The organism is Streptomyces sp. NBC_01296 (assembly GCF_035984415.1).
Classification (GTDB): Bacteria; Actinomycetota; Actinomycetes; order Streptomycetales; family Streptomycetaceae; genus Streptomyces.
This window is the reverse complement of sequence record NZ_CP130720.1, coordinates 5,078,659-5,098,296: the sequence shown is the minus strand read 5'-3', so window position 1 is coordinate 5,098,296 and position 19,638 is coordinate 5,078,659. Positions and strand designations below refer to the sequence as shown.

Here is a 19,638-nt window from a genome sequence, read left to right as displayed (position 1 = left end):
ACTTCATCGGTGCACCGCCCGCGTCAGCTCCCGCACCCGGTGCCGCAGCTGCTTGATCCGCAGCCGCCCGGCCCCGTCCGCCTGGCTGACGTGGGTGCGCGGCAGGGCGTGCGGCCCGGCCAGCCGCCCGGGGTCGATGGCGCAGGCGTACCCGTACCCCGCGGCCCGCGTCGCCTCGACGACCCGCTCGTCGAGGTGCCCGTACGGGTAGCAGAACCCCTGCGGCAGGGTCCCGGTCAGCTCCCGGATCAGCTCCCGGCTGCCCCGCAGCTCCTGCTGGAGGATGTCGTCGGGGGCCGCGGTGAGGTCCTGGTGGAGCAGCCCGTGCGAGCCGATCTCCTGTCCGGCGGCGGCGACTTCGCGGATGCCCTCGGCGGTCAGCAGGGACTTGCGCGGGCCCAGCGGGTCCCACACGTTGTCCACCCCGAGCCGCCCGGGCAGGACGAACAGCGTGGAGGTGCAGTCGTGGCGGCGCAGCAGCGGCAGCGCCCGGGTCAGGTAGTCGGTGTATCCGTCGTCGAAGGTCAGCCCGACGAGCCCGGCGCCGCGCCCGGCCGCATGGGCCCGGAGCAGTTCGCCGACGGACACCCCGCGCAGGCCCCGGGAGCGCAGCCACAGCAGCTGGGCCTCCAGCGTGCCCGGGGTGACGGTGATGCCGTACGGGTCCTCGGCGGGGTCGGTGAACTCGGCGACCGAGTGGTACATCAGGACCCACGGCGAGGCGGTCCGGCGGGCGGGGACCGTCCGGGCGGCCGGCGCCGTGCGGGTGTCAGCGGGCATTGCGGAACCTCTGGGTCATCTGGGTGATCTGGGCGGGCAGGGCGGTGATCTCGAGCGCCCGTATGGCCATGCCGCAGGCGCCGAACATGGCGGGGACGAGCAGGCAGCCCAGTGCGGCGCTGAGCAGCGGGTCGGGGATCATCGGCCCGGCGATCCAGCCGGTGCCGCAGGCGCCGACGGCGGCGACGGAGAGCCGGCCGATGCTGAGCGCGACCCGGCGGACCTGGATGGCGACGATCCGCGAGCCGAGCCCGGTCAGCAGCAGGACGGCGGCGGTGGAGATGCCGGCGGCGTTGGCGGCGGCAATGCCGTACGTGCCCCACCAGCGGACGGCGAAGGCTCCGGCGACGATGTTGACGAGGAGTCCGGCGCCCATCGCGAGCGCCGGGAACCAGGTGGGCCGGGCGGTCGAGAAGAAGGGCCGGGACAGCGCCCCGACGAGGCAGTGGCCGAGCAGTCCGAGGCCGTAGACCCGCATGACGGAGGCGGTGGCCAGGGTGTCGCGGTGGGTGAAGGCGCCGCGTTCGAAGAGGACCTGGATGATCTGGGGCGCGTACCCGATGACGAGGGCGCTGCCCATGAGGACGGCGAGGGAGGCCAGTGCGAGGTCCTGTTCGACGCGCCGCCGGGCCTTCTCGCGCTCGCCGCCGGCCATGGCCTGGGCGACGACGGGGAACGTGACGGTGCAGATCATCAGCGACAGCACCATCGGCATCTGCGCGACCTTCTGCGCGTAGTTCAGGTGCGAGATGGCCCCGGGCGGCAGCGAGGCGGCCAGGAACCGCTCGACCAGGACCTGCGACTGCCGGAACACCGCGAAGAAGATCACCGGGGCGATCAGCCCGAACGCCATCAGCGTGGGCCGGTCCCGGTCGCGCTGGCTGCGCGGCGCGCCCTTGACGCGGGACGGGCCGAAGCCCACGTTCCGGACGAACGCGGGCAGTTGGACCAGCACCATCAGCAACCCGCCGGCGGCGACCCCGGCGGCGGCGGCCCGCACCCCCCACGCCGCGTGCAGCGCGACCATCACCCCGATGATCCCGACGTTGTACGAGACGTAGATCGCGGCCGGTGGCACGAACGAGCGGTGCGCCCTGAGCGCGGCGCTGAAGTACCCCGCGATGCCGAACGACAGCACGGTCAGCGCGGTCATCCGGGTGCACTCCACGGCCAGGTCCGGGTCCGGCAGTCCGGGCGCGAGCACGGCGACGACGAGCGGAGCGGCAACGACGAGCACGGAGGCGACGGCGGCCAGGAACACCGCCAGCCGCGGCAGGGTCGCCCCCACGAGCAGCCGTACGGGGTCCTGCGACCGGGCCTCCTTGCGGGTGAGCCCTGCGCGGAAGGCCGCCCGCCGGGCCAGGGCATGGCTGAACGCGGGCACCATCAGCAGCGCCATGGCGTCCTCGATCAGCAGGGTCGAGGCCATCTCGGGCACGGTCCAGGCGATCAGGAAGGCGTCGCTGTCGTGCCCGGCCCCGAAGAGGTGCGCGATGGTCTGGTCCCGGACCAGCCCGAACACCGCCCCGGCGGCGGTCAGTCCGGCCGTGACGGCGGCGGCCCTGGCCAGGAACCGGCCGAGCGGAGCCGGACCCGTGCTCCCGCCCGGGGGGCCGGCCCCCCGGGGTGCGGCAGCCTGGTCGTCCTTTCCGGACCCCGGGCCCTCGGGCAGTTCGCGGCGCGCGGCCCGGGCCGCCACCCGGACACTGCGCTCTGCCCCGGCTCCGCCCGGGTACCCGGGCGGGCGCGAGGTGCCCGTTCCGGACGGCGGCTGGGATCCGCCGGAGCCGTGCGGGGCTGCGGGGGACGCCGGGGCCGGCGCGCCCGGGACGCGGGCGGGGCCCGCCCCGGCCGGGGGGCCGGAAGCGGGCCGCCAGGGCGTCGTATCGGTCACCGGCCGTCCGCACCCGGAACGACGCGCACTGCGGCCACGAGGCCGGTGCGCCCTCCCGCGGCAGCAGCCTTGCCCGGACCGCGTCCCGCGCCGAGGGCCGTGCGTGCCCCCGGCCGGCCGGGGCCGCCGGGAACCGCCTCCCCTGCGGAGGGCGACGGCAGGGCCCACCAGGCCGCCAGGCCGATGATCACCCCGGTCAGGACCGTGGAAGGACCGCCGATGTCCGCGTACAGGAAGTCGGTGAGCTGCCAGACGAACAGCCCGATCGCGATCAGCCCGCAGTCCTGGAGCCCAAAACCGCCCGTGACGCACCGCCGCAGACCCGCGACCAGCAGCGCCGCCCAGCCTCCCGCCAGCGCGGTCAGCCCGACCAGGCCCTGCTCGCTCAGCACCAGCAGGTACATGTTGTGCGGGGAGAGCAGCGGCTGGCGGATGTACGCCTGCCCCGCGCCGGCGGTGTCGCTGCCGGAGGACAGCCCCAGCGAGGAGTGCCCGTCCCGGTTGGCCGGGAAGCCCTTGAGGCCCACTCCGACCGCCGGCCGCTCGCGCCACATCGACTCGGCGGCGGCCCACATCGTGTAGCGGTCGGTCACCGACTGGTCGGGTGCGCTGGAGACCTGGGTGATCGAGGTCAGCCGCTCCACGACCATCGCGGAGCCGACCCCGAGCCCGCCCACCAGGACCACACCGGCCGCGGCCAGCGCGAGGAGCACCTTCAGGGCCCGCCGGATCCCGGCCAGCAGCATCACCAGCACCGCCGTGCCGGCGGTGGCGATCCAGGCGCCCCGGCTGAACGACAGCACCAGCGGCACCACCAGGACCAGGGCCGCGCCGCCCGCGAGCTGCCGTACCCGGCGCGGCAGGCCAGGAGCCAGCGCCGCGGCGGTCGCCACGACCAGCCCGTACGCCACCACCGTGGCCATGCCCATGACGTCGCCGGGGCCGAAGGTGCCGACGGCCCGGACGTCCGCGCCCTGGTACGAGGCCCCCGTGTGGGTGGCGTACTGCACGACCCCCACCGCGCCCTGCACCAGCGCCAGCACCACGAAGCACCCGGCGGCCAGCCGGAACTCCCCGGCGTCGCGCACCAGCAGCACGATCGCCGCCGGGACCAGCACGAACACCTGGAGGTAGCGCACGAAGCCGGGCAGCGCCGCGTGCGGGTCCCCGGCGGTCGCGGTCGCGACGGCCAGCCCCACGGCGGGCACGCCCAGCACCAGCACGCCCAGCGGGCTCAGCTCCCGCACCCGCCCGCGCAGCGCCTGCACCGCACACACGAACACCAGCAGCAGCGAGGCGGCATCGGCCGGGCCGACCTTGCCGGAGGTGCTCGCGTCGCCCGCCGCGATCGGGGCGAGCAGCAGCAGGACGGTCGCGGCGAGCGGCAGCAGCGGCCAGTGCCGCCGCAGCAGCCCCGCCGCGTCGGGCCGGGAGCCCACCGGGGACAGGGCGAGGCTCATCAGCTGCCCCCCAGCCGGAAGCGGAAGAAGGAGGACGCGGTGCGGGCGAGGATCCACAGGTCCTGCCACAGCGACCAGGTGTCGATGTAGTGGTTGTCGAAGCGGGCCCGGTCCTCGATGGAGGTGTCCCCGCGCAGGCCGTTGATCTGGGCGAGCCCGGTGATGCCGACGGGCATCCGGTGCCGGGCCTCGTAGCCGGGGTGCACGGCGGCGAACTTCGCCACGAAGAAGGGCCGTTCCGGCCGCGGTCCGACCAGGCTCATGTCACCCCGTACGACGTTCCACAGCTGCGGCAGCTCGTCGAGCGAGGACTTGCGCAGGAAGGAGCCGATGGGGCTCATCCGGTGGTCGCCCGCGACCGTCCACCGGGTGGCGGACTCGTGCTCGTCGGCCCGCAGGGTACGGAACTTCAGCAGCGTGAAGGGGCGCCCGTACAGACCGACCCGCTCCTGCCGGAAGATCACCCCGGGCCCGTCGGAGATCCGTACGGCGAGCGCGCACGCGCCCATCACGGGCGAGGCCGCGATCAGCGCGACCGCGGCCAGCAGGCCGTCGACGGCCCGCTTCACCCAGCGCTCCACCGGCCGGGACGGGCGGGGCAGCAGCGGCTGTACGGCGTACCCCCACAGCTGGTCGGCGGGCTGCGCCACCCGCATGCCGGTCACCTTGGCGGTGCCGGCCGGGTCGGCGAGCCAGAGCCGGCAGCCGTGGTCGTGGAAGAGCCGGACGAGCGAGGCGGTGCGCTCGTCGGCCTCCGGCGGGCGGGTGAACACCGCGTGCCGGACCGAGTTCTGGATGACCGCTCGCCGGATGTCCTCGTGGGTGGCGAGCACCGGCACGCTGCCGCTGCCCTCCTCGGCGGCGCCGGTGTCGGCGAGCCCGACGGGCCGCAGTCCGTACTCGGGGCGCCCGTGCAGGGCGGCGGCGACCGCACTCGCCCCGGCGCCGGGGCCGACGACGAGGGCGGAGGCGGGGTGCAGGCGGGCGGAGCGGCGGCGGAGCCGGTTGGCGAACCCTCGGCCCGTGCAGGTCAGGAGGAGCTGCAGGCAGACGGCGCCCAGCAGGGCGGACCAGCCCAGGGCCTGTCCCGGCGCCGCGGCGGCCACGACGGCCGCGGCCCCGCACCACAGGACGGCGGCCCGCGCGGCCAGCGCGGGCAGTTCGAGCAGCGCGGAGGGGGCGAGCCGCGGCCGGTACAGCCCGGCCTGCGCGTGCAGCGCGGTGGCCAGCACGGCGATCGGGGCGGCCGCCTCGGCAGGCAGCGCCGCCCCGGGCCGGGCCAGGGCCGTCGTGGTGAGTACGGCGGCCAGCGCATCGGCGGTCAGCAGCGGGAGTGCCCCTTCGCGGCGCCGGACCCGCTGGGGCCGCGCCAGGGGCCGGGCCTGGTCGGCCCTGGGCCGGCGTGGGGGGTGGATGGCGGTCACGGACCGTCGGACGGCTGCGGTGCCGGCGGTGCCGCCGGCGGGCCCCGTGCCGCCCTGCCCGGTGTGTCGGGCGGGTGCGCTGTCCATCGTCATCGGCTGATGCGCTCCTGGTTCAAGGGCCGGGGCCTGCCCAGCAGTTCGTGGTACAGACCGGTGACCGCGTCCGTGGTTCGCCGCACGTCGAAGTCGGTCCGGGCGTGCTGCTGGGCCTGCTCCCCGAGTTCGGCGAGCAGCCGCGGTTCGGCGAGCAGCCGTCCCAGGGCCTTGGCCAGCGCCGTCGGGTCCTCCGGCGGTACCAGGCAGAGCCGTCCCTGGCCGGGCGGCAGGCTCTCCCGGGCACCGCTGACGTCGGAAACCAGGACCGGTCGGCCACAGGCCATGGCTTCGAGCGGGGCGAGCGCCATGCCCTCCCACCGCGACGGCAGTACAACGAGATCGGCGGCCCGAAGCCACGGTCGGATGTCGCAGGCGGCCCCCGCGAAGAGCACCCCGGGCGGGGCGGTGCGGCGCAGCCGCTCGGTGTCGGGGCCGTCGCCGACGAGCGCGAGGCGGGCTTCGGGGAGGTTGCCGAGCACCTCCCGCCAGGCCCGGAGCAGGATGTCCTGGCCCTTCTGGTGGCAGAGCCGGCCCACGCAGACGGCGAGCGGCCCGTCCCCCAGGAAGGCGGCGGGCAACGGGAGTTCGGTACGCGCCCGGGCCCGGTCCGCGGCCCGGTCGGGGCCGCCGGGGCGGAAGTGGTCGAGGTCCACGCCGTTGCGGATCACCGACCAGTGGGCGGTGATCCCCTCGGCCTCGCCGGCCCGGCGTTCGGCCTCGCTGACACAGAGCACCCGGTCGGCCCAACGGGCCCCGAACCGCTCCCAGCGCAGGGCGAGCGCGGCGGTGGCCCCGCCGACGGCGTCGAAGGACCAGGCGTGCGGCTGGAAGACGGTGGGCACGCCGCCGCGGACGGCGAGCCGCCCGGCGAGACCCGCCTTGGCGCTGTGGGCGTGCAGGACGTCGGGCCGCAGCCGGCCGATCACCCGCCGGGCGCCGAGTACTTCGGCGGGCAGGTCGGGCCCGGGGGCCCGCCCGGCACGCCAGGTGAGCACCTCGGCCCCGGCGGCGCGGGCGGCGTCGGCGAGCTGTCCGCCGCGCGGACAGCCGACGGCGGTTCGCAGGCCGGCGGCCGTCTGGGCGCGGACGAGGTCGACGACGACGCGGGCGACACCGCCGTCGACGGGCTGGACGAGGTGCAGGACGGAAAGGGGGCGGGGAATCGGGTCCTGCGCAGGGGAGGACTGCACAGGGGGAGGCTGTTTCGGCACGCGGAGTGGTCTCCTACGTTCAGCGGCGCGCGTCTGTCTGAACGAAGAGCACGCCGAGGAATTGACCCTGGCTTTCGCCCGTGAACCTGAAGCTCAGGCTCCGGGCGCCACCGGACAGGGCGGGACTCAGGTCGAACACGTCCGCGTCATATCCGAGATTATTCACATGTTCGGGCTGTCGCACGAAAGAGTGATGTCCGAATTCCGTGATCGTGGAATTCATAACATCATTAAAAGGATTTTCAGCATCGCTGACGTTGATCCGGCGGCCACTGTCGGCAGTCACCGTGAGTGAGTCCCCGAGGGTCCCGCGGTCGCCGTCGTACGCGACCACCCCGGCCTTCCCCGCGGACCCGGCGGCCGCGTCCAGGCCGGCGATCTCGACCGTCTCGCCGGCCGCCTCGCCCGCACCCGCGGCGAGCGACTCGAAGCCGTCCCACAGCGAGATCCGGCGCACCGGCTCCTGCGGGTGTTCGTAGGCCACGACCAGCGTCCAGCCGCCCCAGGCACCCACCTCCGAGTTGCCCATCGCGATGTTCAGCTGGGCGACCGTCCACATCCCGGCGCCGCCCTCGCGGACGAGCGGGGTGACGTCGGCCGAGGCCTGGTAGGCATCGCTGCCCTCGTCCGAGCGGTGGCCGATCACGGTGTCGGCGAGGACCTCCTTGTACGCCCCGCCCGGCTCGGCGACCAGCACCCGGCCGTTGTCCTGCGGCGGCTTCTGCTCACCCACCCGCAGGTTCCCGCCCCAGTACAGGCGGGCGTACGAGACCTTCGCACCCTGCGGGACCCTGAGCTCGGCCCGGGTGGAGTTGTAGGTGTCCGGATCCTTGTCGACCTCGCTGTAGAACATGTCGAAATCGCCGTTGACCCCGGCCGCGCCGCGGTTGACCTCGGCGCACGGCTCGGCGTCCGGGGCCTCCTGCCGGCGGCAGGCGATGGAGGAGTTGGAGGCCCGGACCAGTCCGCCGCGCTGGACGGCCTGGTAACGCTGGGTGAACGGCACCTTGGGCATTTCCCGCACGGCGGGTGCCGCGGGGCCGGGCGGGGCGGCGGCAGCCACGGCCGCAGCGGGGACGTTGGCCGAAAGTGCGAGGCAGGACAGCAGACCGAGCGTGCCGAGGATTCTGCGGGACGAACCCATGACCCTGTCTCCATTTTCGATCAAGGGGACAAAACAGGATTGAACTTTGTCAGAAGTCGGGCGGGAAATCACGCCGGACTCGCTCGTACGGCCTTTTGGGCGATAACACGCACCCTCGCAGTCGGCGGGTCGTTATGCGGTTGCACCATCGTTCGAACCGAAAGGAAAGCCGGAGATGAAGAAGAGGCTGATGCGCGGCGCCACGATGGCGGTCGCGAGCGCTGCGGTCCTGGCGGGCGGCGCGGGCCTCGCCTCCGCGGACAGTGCGGCGGAGGGCGTCGCGGCGGGGTCCCCCGGCGTGCTGAGCGGCAACCTGGCCCAGGTCCCGGTCAACGTCCCGGTGAACGTCTGCGGCCTCACCGCCAACCTGGTCGGCGTGCTGAACCCGGCGTTCGGCAACACCTGCGTCAACGCCTGACCGTCACCCCCGCTGTCAACCGTGCTGCCCGAAACGACGGCATCTGAGTGAAGCCACGCAACCCGAACCGGGGCATGGGCGTTGATCCGGGTGCTCCACTACCGGGCAATCCAGCAAAAAAGGGACGACAATGATCAAGAAGATGATGGCCACCGCGGCTGCTGCAGCCTCGGTCGTGGGCATCGGTGCCGCCATGGCCCCGCAGGCGATGGCCATCGGCAACGACAACGGCATCAACACCGTCAACGGCAACGGCGCCTCGCAGATCTACGGCAACCAGGCCACGTACGGCACCATGAGCCCCCAGATGGCGCTCATCCAGGGCTCGTTCAACAAGCCCTGCATCGCGCTGCCGGCCAAGGTCAACGCCCAGTCGATCCTCGCGCTCATCAACGTCGGCGTCCAGGACATCCCGATCCTGTCCAACCCGATGAACCAGCAGTGCACCGAGAACTCCACCCAGGCCAAGGGCGACGAGCCGCTCTCGCACATCCTGGACAACATCCCGGTCCTGTCGGGCAACGGCGCCTTCGGCAGCTGACCGCACCCCGCGTCATTGAGGCCGCCGCACCCCCTCCGGGTCGCGGCGGCCTCGCCGCTTGTCGGCACGGCGAATAGCGGCGTAAATTCGCCGAGAATTCCGGTCGGCACGCGTTGGGGTGAATTGCGGAGCCGCCTGCAGAAACCTGCGGTTTCTTTTCCCCGGCCCACTCGTTGTTATTTCTGCAGTGGACACGCCCCTGCGGGAAGGATCGAAAACAAATGACGTACAAGAAGGCAGTGGTGCTGGCCGCCGGCGTTCTGATGGCCGCCGGTGCCGCCTCGCCCGCCATGGCCGACGCGGTCGCCGACGGCAAGGCCATCGGCTCCCCCGGCGTCCTGTCCGGCAACCTCCTCCAGGTGCCGGTCAACGTCCCGGTCAACGTCTGCGGCAACACCGTCAACGTGATCGCCCTGCTGAACCCCGCGTTCGGCAACACCTGCGTCAACGCCTGACGAAGCGCCTGCCCGCCAGGGCAAACCTCCTCGGAGTGGCCTCGGAGTGCACGGCGGTGCACTCCGAGGCCACCTTCGATTCAAAACCGGCGGGAGTGCCGGTAGACAGGGAAGGACCCATGCGACAGGTACTGAGCCGACAGGTACTGGGCAAGGGGGTGCTCACGGCGGCGGCCGCCTCGAGCCTGCTGTCGATCGCGACCGGCGCGGCCTACGCGCACTCGGGGGCGATGGCCGAGGCCTCGCATTCGCCGGGTGTGCTGTCCGGCAACAGCGTCTCGGTACCGATCACCCTCTCGCCGAACGTGTGCGGCAACAGTGTGGACGGCGGGGCGGCGCTCAACCCCTCGATGGGGAACACGTGCGCCACCACGACCGGTTCGGACGCACATGCCGACCACGACTACGGGCGCTACCTCAGCCCCGAGAACGCCGAGGCCTTCGAGCGCTACCTCGAGGAGCGCCAGGGCGGCCGGCACGCGCTGCCGGAGCAGCGCCACGAGGAGCCCCGTCACGAGGAGTCCCGCCGGCAGGCGCCGCGGCACGCGGCACCCCGCTACGAGGAGTCCCGCGACGAGGGCGGCTACGGCGGATCGGGCGAGGAGGGCGACCGGAGCCACGGCGGACCGGCCGACCACGGCGCCCACGGCGGACCGCGCGGCCACGGCGGCCCGGACGAGGAGGAGTGCGACGACCACCCGCACGCCCTCCCGGCCCCGGCGCCCGCGGCCCACCACGCGCCCCCGGCACCCGAACGGCCGCAGCCGCGGCCCCACCCGAAGCCGAAGCCGGAGGCGGGGCACCCGGCTCCGAAGCCGGCGCCGAAGCCCGTCCCCCACCCGGCCCCGAAGCCCGCCCCGGCCCCCGAGGCTCCCGTGGCGCACGCGCCCGCGCCGCCGCAGCCCGCGCCGGCTCCGGTCCCCGCCCCCGTGACCCTCCCGGCCCCGGTCGCGCAGACGCCCGTGACGCTCCCCGCGCCGGCTCCGGGTCCCGCCCCGGCCCCGGTCGCGCAGGCGCCCCGGCCGCTTCCGGCCCCCGCTCCCGTCGCCGAGGAAGCACCCGTCCCCGCCCCGCCGCACGGCAGCCAGTTCGTGGAGCACCCCGCCCCGGCCCAGGCCCCGGCGCCCGCTCCCGAGGTCGTCCGTCCCGCCGACCAGCCGCCGGCCGCCCCCGCCGGTGACACCCCCGTGCACCTGGCGCCGGCACCCGCACCGGCGCCCGTCCCCGCAGCCCCGGCCCCGGCCCCGGTCCCGGCCGCGCCCGTTCCCGCTCCCGCGCCGGCCCACGTCTCGGCGCCGGCGCTCGCCGAGACCGGCGCGGGTCAGCCCGCCGCCGCGGCGGCCCTCGCCTCGGCACTGATCCTGGGCGGCGCCATTCTGTACCGGAGGTCCCGTATCGCCTGACCGGCAATACCGGTAATCAGAAGAAATATCGGCCGGAGAATCCCCTGACGGATTCTCCGGCCGTTGCCGTACGCGTTTCCGGAACGGCGCGGAATCGTTACCCAGGACGAAAGCGGCGCGACGGTCGCCGCTGACGCGCCTGTCCACGAAAGAAGAGGATTTCGATAATGAAGCTCACGAAGGTCGCCGCGGTCATCGCCGGCTCCGTTGCCGCGCTCGGTGCCTCCGCTCCCGCCTTCGCGGCCGACGCCCCGGCCGCGCTGCCCCCCATGAGCCTGACGGGCGGGGCCACCGCGGCGGTCGACTCGCTCGCCCCGGTCACCGAGTCGCTCCCGCAGACCCTGAGCAACGGGGTGGCCGAGCAGGGCGAGAGCGTCACCCAGGTCGTGGACACCGCGCAGCGCGTCAACCAGTTCCGCAACAATGCGCCGGGCGAGGTGCTCGGCGCCGCGAACGGGCTCACGCAGGTGTCCCCGCTCCTCGGCGGTGTGAAGCTCAACGGCGGGGCGCACTGAGCCGGTCGAGTCACCGCCCCGGGCACACACCACTGTGGGCGCCACCGGCCTCGCCGGTGGCGCCCACAGTCAGGTGCGGCGACAGACGTCAGTCGTTGACGCAGACGTTGCCGAACGTGGGGTTCAGGGCCGCGATCACGTTCACGGTGTTGCCGCAGACGTTGATCGGAACGTGAACCGGGACCTGGGCCAGGTTGCCCGAGAGGACACCGGGGGAGCCCACGGCCGCGCCCTCGGCCGACGAGTCGGCCATGGCGGAGCCGGCGGCACCGGCCGCAGCGAGACCGGCGGAGGCCAGGACCAGGGCGGCCTTCTTGGCAGAGTTCATGGGAAGTGCACCTTCTGTTCGATGTTCTGCCCCGACGCGGGGCTCACAACGAGCGAAACGGTTCAGACTCCCAGACGACACGGCCTCGCGCGCAATCAGACCTGTTCAGCTCAATAGTCGTAACCACGCGCTATTTTCCGGCCCTCCTCTGCCACCCTGCCCGCCCGCTACGGGAGGCCGGGACCCTCCGGCACGATCTCCACCGGGGTCAGGACCGGGTTGGCCGGTGCCGGTGCCGGCCGCGCCGGGACGGCGGGCACGGGAAGCGCCGGCTTGGACACGGGCGCCGCCGGCTTCGAAACAGGTACCGCCGGCTTGGAGACGGGGAGTTCGGGGATCTCCGGAATCTCGGGAATCTCCGGGATCTCGGGAATCTCCGGGATCTCGGGGATCTCGGGGATGGAGGGGATCGGCAGCGCCGGGATCGCCGGGATCGCCGGGAGGTTCGGCAGCGTCGGCAGCTGGATCGGCGGCAGCGTCACCCCCGGCAGCAGGCCCTGGAGGGACTTGAGGAGTCCGTCCAGGGTCGCGGTGATCCCCGCGAGGAGGTCGTCGAGCGGGCCGGCCGCCGCCACACGGCGGTCGATCTGCTGCTGGGCGGCCGCGACTCGTTTCCTGGCGGCGGCTGCCGTGTCACCGTCCGCGGCGCCCGCGGGGGCGGCCGCGCCGGTGAGTATGACGACGGCGAGGGCCGACGGGACGAGGACGCGGCTGCGGAACGGCTTCGTACGGTGCATAGGGGTTCCTTCTCTGGTCGCGCAGAAGCGGACCCGAGCGATCCGCTTCCTTACCCACCGTGCGAACACCCTGCACGGAGCGCAACCGGAGGGTGCAGGATCCCGGTCGGCCGTACGGGCTGCGCACGGGCTTCGCGCACGCGTCCGCAAGAGGCTCACCCGGGGCGGGGAAAACCTCGAACCGGGCGGGCCGTTTGAGTGAAGCAGCGGAACCAACGCCCTGGCAGGGCAGTTGACCAGGGCGCTCCACTAGCGGGCACTCGTGCGACAAAAGGACCAATGATGCTCAAGAAGATCATGACTGCTGCCGCGGTCACCGCCGCCGCCGTCGGCGCGGGCGCTGCTGTTGCGGCCCCGGCCATGGCCATCGGCAACGACAACGGGATCAACACCATCAACGGCAATGGTGCTCAGCAGATCTACGGCAACCAGAAGACCCAAGGCGCCATGAGCCCGCAGCTCAGCCTGGTCCAGGGCACCCTCAACAAGCCCTGCGTCGGCCTGCCGGTCAAGGTCAACGCGCAGTCGATCCTCGCGGCCCTCAACATCGGCGTCCAGGACATCCAGGTCCTGTCCAACCCGATGAACCAGCAGTGCACCGAGAACTCCACCCAGGCCAAGGGCGACGAGCCGCTCTCGCACATCCTGGACAACATCCCGGTCCTGTCGGGCAACGGCGCCTTCGGCAGCTGATCTCCGCTCCCCCGCCTTCCGTGGTCCGGGCCCGCCGCGCCCGTGGAGCGATGTGACGAGGGCCCCGGCAGCCTCCAGCTGCCGGGGCCCTCGCGCGCGCCGGGCCGTCACCCGGTCCAGAACTCCCACCACCGGGTGAGGATCAGCATCCCGATCACGCCGATGTGCAGGGCGGGCGGGGCCCAGCCGAACTCGGTGAAGAAGATCCGCACCGGGCCGGGCGCGGGCAGTGCACGGGTGCGGACGTTGTACGCGGTGACCGCCCAGAACATCAGCAGGGTGGCCGCCCAGGTCAGACAGCACCACAGGCAGAGCGCGTTGATCTCGTACAGGGACTGCACCATCAGCCAGCTGCAGAAGCCGACTCCGAAGACGGTGCCGGCGTTCAGTCCCAGCCAGAACCAGCCGCGGTAGCGGGCGCCGGCCAGCAGGCCCGCGCCGACGCACACGACGGCCCCGTACGCGACCAGTCCCAGCAGGGGGTTGGGGAAGCCGAAGGCCGCCGCCTGGTCGCTCTTCATGACGCTGCCGCAGGAGACCACGGGGTTGAGGCTGCAGGCGGGCTTGAAGTCCGGGTCCTCCAGCAGCAGGAACTTGTCGAGGGTGATCACCCACGAGGCCAGCACCCCGGCGGCCCCGGTCAGTACCAGCAGCCAGGCCAACGCCCGTGGGGTGGCAGCCGGTTCGCCCTCGTGTCGACTCTGGGGCCGCCCCTGCTGGCGGGGAAGGCCCACTGTTTTCGTTGCCATACGGCCCATGTTCCCCCGCTCCGGCACAGACCCGGGCGAACCATGCGCATCCCTGCCCAAGTTGACCTGAAGGGGTGGGGGAACCCCTGATGCTTCCCGGACGTTTTACCGAACCCCGGACGTGATGTCAGAGCCAGGGGCTACGTTGAGCTTCCGCGAAGTCACTAGCTGCGACGGCCTGGAGACCCACCTTGAGCGATCCGTACGAGACAACCGAGGCGCACCTCGAGCGACTCCTGGGCCGCGCCCTCAACTCCTTCGACCTGCCGGACCGGTTGGTCGAGCGCCTCGGGACGGCGCTCGCCCACAGCTCCTCCCTTTACACCACCCACCACAGCCCGGCGGCGGGGCGGTGGCGGGAGACCCACCGGCACACGTACCTGCTGTCCGACGGCGGTTCGGCGTCCCTGTGGGAACTGGTGTACCGGCTGGAGGGCGACCGGACGATCCGGCACGAGGTCTTCGTGAGCAAGGCGGAGACCTGCCTGGCCGTGGCCCGGCTGTTCGGCGACGCCCCGGCGGAGGCCGCGTTCGACCCGGAGCTGGACCCGGCGTTCGCCGCCGCCGAGGAGGAGCCGGACACCGACGTGGCGGTGCTGAGCGCGCTGTTCGCGGCCGGTGCGCCGGCGCACCGGCACCGGGAGTACGCGGTGGGGGAGTCCGCCGACCATGCCCGCAGGGTGCTGCGGCGCGCGGAGAACCCGGACCGGCCGGGCGAGCGGACGGCGCTGTTGCTGAGATCGGCGTACGCGCACCAGATCACCCAGGCGTTCGGCACCCGGCCGTGCAGGGCGGACGGGCGCAGCGCCGGGTTCAGCCTGTACGAGCACTCGTTCGTACTGCTGGACGGGAGCGAGGTCAGCCTGTGGGAGGTCGAGCACACAGCGACGCCGGACGGACGGCACATGTGCGAGGTGTACGAGAACGAGGCGGCCGCCCGCGGGGCGATGGAGCTCCGCGCGCGGGTGAGATGAGGCGGCTCCAAGACACCCCCTAGGGGGTGCGGAGCTTCACGGCGTGGCGGGGGCGGACAGGCGCAGGTCCGGGGGCGGGTTCTCGCTGACGCGGACCGCCTCGGGGCGCAGGTCCGCGGGGACGGGCATGGCACTGCCGGGGAGCTGGACCGCGGCCGCGCCGTGGGCCAGGGCCGAGGCGAGGGCCGCCGGGCCGGTCCCGCCCGCGATCAGGAAGCCGGCGAGGGAGGCGTCGCCCGCTCCGACGTCACTGCGGACGGCGGCCACGGGGGCGGTGCCGTGGAAGGTGCCCTCGGCGCTCACCAGGAGCTGGCCGTCCGCGCCGAGCGAGGCGAGCACCGCGCCCGCGCCCCGGGTGCGGAGCTCCTGGGCCGCCCGGGCGACCTCGCCCAGGGTGGCCAGCGGGCGGCCGACCGCCTGGGCGAGCTCCGCGGCGTTGGGCTTGATCAGGTCCGGGCGGGCCTGCAGTGCGGCGGTCAGCGCCGGGCCGGAGGTGTCCAGCGCGACCTTGGCGCCGGCCTCATGGGCGCAGGCGATCAGGTCGGCGTACCACCCGGGCGCCAGGCCGCGCGGGAGGCTGCCGCAGGCCGCGACCCAGGCCGGGTCTCCGGTCACCGTACGGACGGTCTCCAGCAGGAGGCCGGATTCCTCGGCGGTGAGTTCGGGGCCGGGTGCGTTGATCTTGGTGAGGGTGCCGTCGGGTTCGACGAGCGAGATGTTCGACCGGGTCTGACCGGCGACCGTCACCGCGGTGACGTCCACGCCCTGTGCGCCCAGCAGTTCGGCGATCACCGTGCCCGAGGCGCCGCCGAGCGGGAGGACCGCCGTCGTGAGGAATCCCGCGGCGGCCACCGCGCGGGAGACGTTGACCCCCTTGCCTCCGGGGTCGACGCGGTCGCCGGTGGCGCGCAGCACGGCGCCGCGGTCCAGCGAAGGGACCTCGTACGTCCGGTCGAGGGAGGGGTTCGGGGTGACGGTGAGGATCATACGAGCACGACCTCTGCGGATCACGCGCCCACCGTACGCCCGTTCCGCAGCAAACCAAAGCAAACGGGCATGTCCGCCAACAGAAGCGGACATGCCCGTCAGGGGGAACGGCGTGGGGCTACCCGGCAGGGACGGCCTCCGGAGCGGCCGCGGCCTCGGCCTGCCTGCCGCCCTCGCGCTGCTCCATCGGGACCGACTTGCGCGGCAGCACGAACATCACCGCGAAGATCACGATCATCACGGCCACGATCCACCACAGCGCACCGTGGAAGGCCTCGACGTACGGCGGACCGAAGACGCGGTCGTCGTCCATCAGCCCGAAGAAGACGACGGAGGTGAGGCCGAGGCCCAGCGCGTTGCCCATCTGGCCGGTGGTGTTGATCAGGCCGGAGGCCGAACCGGCGTGCTCGCGCGGCACCTCGGACAGCACGGTGTCGTTCAGCGGCGCGACGATCAGCCCCATGCCGATGCCCATGAGGACGAGCGGTGCGGCCATCTGCCAGGAGGCGATCTCCATGCCGTAGCGCTGCGCCTCCCAGATGTAGAGGAGGATGCCCGCGGCCATGGTGAGCGCGCCCGCCTGGAGCACCTTGCGCCCGAAGCGCGGTACGAGCTTGCCCACGGACACGCCCGCGGCGGCCGAGACGGCGAGGGAGAACGGGATGCCGGTGGCGCCGGCCTTCAGGGCGCTCCAGCCGAGGCCCATCTGCATGTACATCGTCCAGACCAGGAAGAAGATGCCGGTCGCGATGCCGAAGGTCAGCTGGACGGCGATGCCGCCCGCGAAGCTCTTGACCTTGAAGAGGGAGAGCTCCACCAGCGGGGAGCCGTCCTTGCGGATCTTGTACTTCTCGTACGCGATGAAGGCGGCGAAGACGAAGGGCGAGGCGATCATGCAGACGAAGCCCCAGACCGGCCAGTCGTTCTCGCGGCCGTGCGTGAGGGGGAAGATCAGCATGACCAGGGCGAGGGTGGCCAGCACGACACCGACCACGTCCAGGCGCAGGGCCTTGGGGGCCTTCGACTCGGTGATGAACCGGCGGCCCAGGATCACGCCGGCGATGCCGACCGGCAGGTTGATCAGGAAGATCGGGCGCCATTCGAGACCGAGGAGGTTCCACTCGGTGAGCAGGGCGCCGAGCATCGGGCCGGAGACGGCGCCGAGGCCGACGATCGCGCCGAACATGCCGAAGACCTTGCCGCGCTCGTGGGGCGGGAACGTCACGTGGATGATCGCCAGCACCTGCGGGACCATCATGGCCGCCATGGCGCCCTGGAGGATGCGGGAGGCGACGAGCATGTCGGGGTTGGCGGCGATGCCGCAGAGCAGCGAGGCGGTGGTGAAGCCGGCGATGCCGAGGAGGAAGAGGCGCTTGCGGCCGTAGATGTCACCGAGACGGCCGCCCGTGATCAGGCCGGCGGCGAAGGCGAGCGCGTAACCGGCGGTGATCCACTGGATCGCGCTGGTGGAGGCGCCGAAGTCCTCGCGCATGCGGGGTATCGCGATGTTGACGATCGTGACGTCGACCAGGTCCATGAAGGCCGCGGTCATCACGATGGCGAGCGCCAGCCAGCGGCGGCGGTCGGCGGACGAGCTGGAAACTGCTTCGTCGTGGACGGTTTCGTTCCGCTCTTCTTGTACGGGCCCGTTCTCTCTCTCGGGCGATGTCTTGGACGTCTCGGTGCTCATGGAGAGAAACCTAGACGGCATGTAGGTCAGTTGGTGTCCTATTTGACTGGCAACCTGGATTACATGACGGACACCCCGGCACGGCTGCTCACCCTGCTCTCCCTGCTCCAGACCCCGCGCGAATGGCCCGGGAGCGAGCTGGCGCAGCGGCTGCGGGTGAGCTCGAGGACGATCCGGCGCGACATCGAACGGCTGCGGGAGCTCGGGTACCCGGTGGAGGCCACGCTGGGTGCGGAGGGCGGGTACCGACTGGTGGCGGGGGCCGCGATGCCACCGCTGCTGCTGGACGACGAGGAGGCCGTGGCCATCGCGGTGGGGCTGCGGGCGGGTGCCGGGCATGCGATCGAGGGGGTCGAGGAGGCCTCCGTACGGGCCCTCGCGAAGCTGGAACAGGTCCTGCCGGGGCGGCTGCGGCACCGGGTGGGCGCGCTGCAGTCGGCCACGATCGCGGTGACCCGCGGGGACGGGGCCAGCGTGGATCCGCGGACGCTGACCACGATGGCGTCGGCGGTGGCGGGGCCGGAGCGGCTGCGGTTCGCGTACCGGGCGCGCGACGGGCTGGACTCGCGGCGGCTGGTGGAGCCGTACCGGCTGGTGAGCACGGGGAGCCGGTGGTACCTGGTGGCGTACGACCTGGACCGGCAGGACTGGCGGACGTTCCGGGTGGACCGGGTGGCGGAGCCGTTCGCGACGGGCGCGCGGTTCACTCCGCGGGAGCTGCCGATGGAGGCGGCGGAGTTCGTACGGCGCGGGCTGCGGGGCGGGGAGACGTACCCGGTGGACGTGTCGTTCGCGGGCCCGGCGGAGGCGCTGCCTGGCTGGCTGCGGGCCGACGCCGAGCCCGTGGACGGGGGCTGCCGGGTGCGGTTCCCGAGCGCGGACTCCCCGGAGTGGGTGGCGGCCCGCCTGGCCCTGGTCGGCATCCCCTTCACGGTCCACGCCCCGGACGCCCTGGCGGCCGCGGCCCGTGCGCTGGCCGCCCGCCTGACTTCGGCGACGGCTCCGTAGCGGGGGCGGCTCCGCAGCCGGGGGCGGCCGGGAGCTTCGCCGCCGCAGGGCAGAAAGGGAGCCCCCGGCGTCTGGGGGGGGTAGACGCCGAGGGCTCGTTCCGGGGGGCTTCGCGCGGGCCGGGTCAGGCCACGGCGTCGAAGCCCGTGTCACGGGCCATGCGCTTCAGCTCGAGCAGCGCGTGCTTCTCGATCTGGCGGATCCGCTCCCGCGTCAGGCCGTGCTGCTTGCCGACCTCCGTCAGGGTCCGCTCGCGGCCGTCATCGATGCCGTACCGCATCTTGATGATGGACGCCGTGCGCTGGTCCAGCTTGCCCAGCAGGTCCTCCAGCTCCTCGCTGCGCAGGAGCGAGAGGACGGACTGCTCCGGGGAGATCGCGGAGGTGTCCTCGAGGAGGTCGCCGAACTGCGTCTCGCCCTCGTCGTCCACGGACATGTTCAGGCTGACCGGGTCGCGCGCCCAGTCCAGGACGTCGCCCACGCGCTTCTCCGTCGAGTCCAGCTCGGCGGCGACCTCCGCGTGGTCCGGGTCCCGGCCGTGCTCCCGGTTGAACTCCCGCTGGATCCGGCGGATCCGGCCGAGCTCCTCCACCAGGTGGACCGGGAGGCGGATGGTGCGGGACTGGTCGGCGATGGAGCGGGTGATGGCCTGGCGGATCCACCACGTGGCGTACGTGGAGAACTTGAAGCCCTTGGCGTAGTCGAACTTCTCGACGGCGCGCACCAGGCCCGCGTTGCCCTCCTGGATCAGGTCGAGCAGGGGCAGGCCGCTGCGCGGGTAGCGGCGGGCGACGGCCACGACGAGGCGGAGGTTGGAGCGGATGAAGATCTCCTTGGCGCGCTCTCCCTCGGCGGCCAGCGCTTCCAGCTCCTCGCGCGACGGCGTCTCGCCCTCGCGCTCCGTCTCGCCGTCGAGGATCTGCTGGGCGTACACGCCCGCCTCGATGATCTGCGAGAGCTCCACTTCCTTGGCCGCGTCGAGCAGCGGGGTACGCGCGATCTCGTCCAGGTACATGCCCACCAGGTCGCGGTCGGCTATCTCCCCGCCCACAGCGCGGGCGCTGCCCCTGGACTGACGACGGGCGACGGCGCGGGTTGCCATGCGTGCTCCCTTGCAATGAGTTAGGTCGC

Annotated in this window: 20 protein-coding genes; 8 read left to right on the top strand and 12 right to left on the bottom strand. The window is 73.0% G+C overall.

Annotated elements, in window-relative coordinates; genetic code table 11:
• Positions 1-3: 3 nt before the first annotated feature.
• Genes OG299_RS23245 through OG299_RS23220 form a run of 6 tightly spaced genes read right to left on the bottom strand, consistent with a single transcriptional unit; the run spans position 4 to position 8,009 of the window.
• A complete protein-coding gene (locus OG299_RS23245; RefSeq protein ID WP_266628489.1) occupies positions 4-780 on the bottom strand; it encodes a polysaccharide deacetylase family protein in 777 nt (258 codons plus the stop codon).
• Positions 770-2,674 carry a lipid II flippase MurJ gene (locus tag OG299_RS23240; protein WP_327362499.1) on the bottom strand — a complete coding sequence of 635 codons (1,905 nt, stop codon included), beginning with the start codon at positions 2,672-2,674 and terminating at the stop codon, positions 770-772. The genes OG299_RS23245 and OG299_RS23240 overlap by 11 nt, the downstream gene beginning before the upstream one ends.
• Positions 2,671-4,134, bottom strand: a complete 1,464-nt coding sequence (locus OG299_RS23235; RefSeq protein WP_266628485.1) for an O-antigen ligase family protein — start codon at positions 4,132-4,134, stop codon at positions 2,671-2,673. The genes OG299_RS23240 and OG299_RS23235 overlap by 4 nt, the downstream gene beginning before the upstream one ends.
• Positions 4,134-5,651, bottom strand: a complete 1,518-nt coding sequence (locus OG299_RS23230; RefSeq protein ID WP_405702433.1) for an exopolysaccharide biosynthesis polyprenyl glycosylphosphotransferase — start codon at positions 5,649-5,651, stop codon at positions 4,134-4,136. Before OG299_RS23230 ends, OG299_RS23235 begins: the two co-directional genes overlap by 1 nt.
• Positions 5,648-6,844, bottom strand: coding sequence for a glycosyltransferase (locus OG299_RS23225; RefSeq protein ID WP_266628483.1), 1,197 nt, complete (start codon positions 6,842-6,844; stop codon positions 5,648-5,650). Before OG299_RS23225 ends, OG299_RS23230 begins: the two co-directional genes overlap by 4 nt.
• 40 nt (positions 6,845-6,884) lie before the next feature.
• Positions 6,885-8,009, bottom strand: coding sequence for a DUF3344 domain-containing protein (locus tag OG299_RS23220; protein WP_442817527.1), 1,125 nt, complete (start codon positions 8,007-8,009; stop codon positions 6,885-6,887).
• A gap of 175 nt (positions 8,010-8,184) precedes the next feature.
• Here OG299_RS23220 and OG299_RS23215 point away from each other — a divergent pair, with 175 nt between their 5' ends.
• From OG299_RS23215 to OG299_RS23195, 5 genes are all read left to right on the top strand, one after another.
• On the top strand, positions 8,185-8,427 hold the full coding sequence (locus OG299_RS23215; protein ID WP_323179060.1) for a chaplin: 243 nt from the start codon (positions 8,185-8,187) through the stop codon (positions 8,425-8,427).
• 130 nt (positions 8,428-8,557) lie between these two features.
• Positions 8,558-8,968, top strand: coding sequence for a rodlin (locus OG299_RS23210; RefSeq protein WP_327362496.1), 411 nt, complete (start codon positions 8,558-8,560; stop codon positions 8,966-8,968).
• A gap of 221 nt (positions 8,969-9,189) precedes the next feature.
• Positions 9,190-9,423 (top strand): chaplin, encoded by a 234-nt coding sequence (locus tag OG299_RS23205; RefSeq protein WP_327362495.1) that lies wholly within the window; start codon positions 9,190-9,192, stop codon positions 9,421-9,423.
• Between the two features lie 119 nt (positions 9,424-9,542).
• Positions 9,543-10,826, top strand: a complete 1,284-nt coding sequence (locus OG299_RS23200) for a chaplin (protein WP_327362494.1) — start codon at positions 9,543-9,545, stop codon at positions 10,824-10,826.
• Between the two features lie 167 nt (positions 10,827-10,993).
• Positions 10,994-11,341, top strand: a complete 348-nt coding sequence (locus tag OG299_RS23195) for a hypothetical protein (protein WP_327362493.1) — start codon at positions 10,994-10,996, stop codon at positions 11,339-11,341.
• A gap of 88 nt (positions 11,342-11,429) precedes the next feature.
• Here the strand turns inward: OG299_RS23195 and OG299_RS23190 are convergent, their stop codons facing one another.
• Together OG299_RS23190 and OG299_RS23185 are read right to left on the bottom strand one after the other, a co-directional pair.
• Positions 11,430-11,669 (bottom strand): chaplin, encoded by a 240-nt coding sequence (locus OG299_RS23190; protein WP_266628476.1) that lies wholly within the window; start codon positions 11,667-11,669, stop codon positions 11,430-11,432.
• A gap of 167 nt (positions 11,670-11,836) precedes the next feature.
• Positions 11,837-12,406, bottom strand: a complete 570-nt coding sequence (locus tag OG299_RS23185; RefSeq protein ID WP_327362492.1) for a hypothetical protein — start codon at positions 12,404-12,406, stop codon at positions 11,837-11,839.
• A 282-nt stretch (positions 12,407-12,688) separates the two neighbouring features.
• On the opposite strand from OG299_RS23185, the gene OG299_RS23180 reads away from it, so the two are divergent.
• On the top strand, positions 12,689-13,099 hold the full coding sequence (locus OG299_RS23180; RefSeq protein ID WP_327362491.1) for a rodlin: 411 nt from the start codon (positions 12,689-12,691) through the stop codon (positions 13,097-13,099).
• Between the two features lie 107 nt (positions 13,100-13,206).
• On the opposite strand, the gene OG299_RS23175 is transcribed toward OG299_RS23180, so the two are convergent.
• Positions 13,207-13,848 carry a vitamin K epoxide reductase family protein gene (locus OG299_RS23175; RefSeq protein WP_327362490.1) on the bottom strand — a complete coding sequence of 214 codons (642 nt, stop codon included), beginning with the start codon at positions 13,846-13,848 and terminating at the stop codon, positions 13,207-13,209.
• 191 nt (positions 13,849-14,039) lie between these two features.
• Between OG299_RS23175 and OG299_RS23170 the strand changes: the two genes are divergently transcribed.
• Positions 14,040-14,822: a DUF6227 family protein gene (locus tag OG299_RS23170; RefSeq protein WP_266628472.1), complete on the top strand. Its 783-nt coding sequence runs from the start codon at positions 14,040-14,042 to the stop codon at positions 14,820-14,822.
• A 36-nt stretch (positions 14,823-14,858) separates the two neighbouring features.
• Here the strand turns inward: OG299_RS23170 and pfkB are convergent, their stop codons facing one another.
• Positions 14,859-15,809 (bottom strand): 1-phosphofructokinase, encoded by a 951-nt coding sequence (pfkB, locus tag OG299_RS23165; protein WP_266628470.1) that lies wholly within the window; start codon positions 15,807-15,809, stop codon positions 14,859-14,861.
• A 118-nt stretch (positions 15,810-15,927) separates the two neighbouring features.
• Positions 15,928-17,499: an MFS transporter gene (locus OG299_RS23160; RefSeq protein ID WP_266628469.1), complete on the bottom strand. Its 1,572-nt coding sequence runs from the start codon at positions 17,497-17,499 to the stop codon at positions 15,928-15,930.
• A gap of 63 nt (positions 17,500-17,562) precedes the next feature.
• On the opposite strand from OG299_RS23160, the gene OG299_RS23155 reads away from it, so the two are divergent.
• Positions 17,563-18,507 carry a helix-turn-helix transcriptional regulator gene (locus tag OG299_RS23155; RefSeq protein ID WP_327362489.1) on the top strand — a complete coding sequence of 315 codons (945 nt, stop codon included), beginning with the start codon at positions 17,563-17,565 and terminating at the stop codon, positions 18,505-18,507.
• A gap of 124 nt (positions 18,508-18,631) precedes the next feature.
• Here the strand turns inward: OG299_RS23155 and OG299_RS23150 are convergent, their stop codons facing one another.
• Complete coding sequence (locus tag OG299_RS23150; protein ID WP_327362488.1) at positions 18,632-19,609, bottom strand: sigma-70 family RNA polymerase sigma factor; 978 nt, start codon at positions 19,607-19,609, stop codon at positions 18,632-18,634.
• Positions 19,610-19,638: the final 29 nt, after the last annotated feature.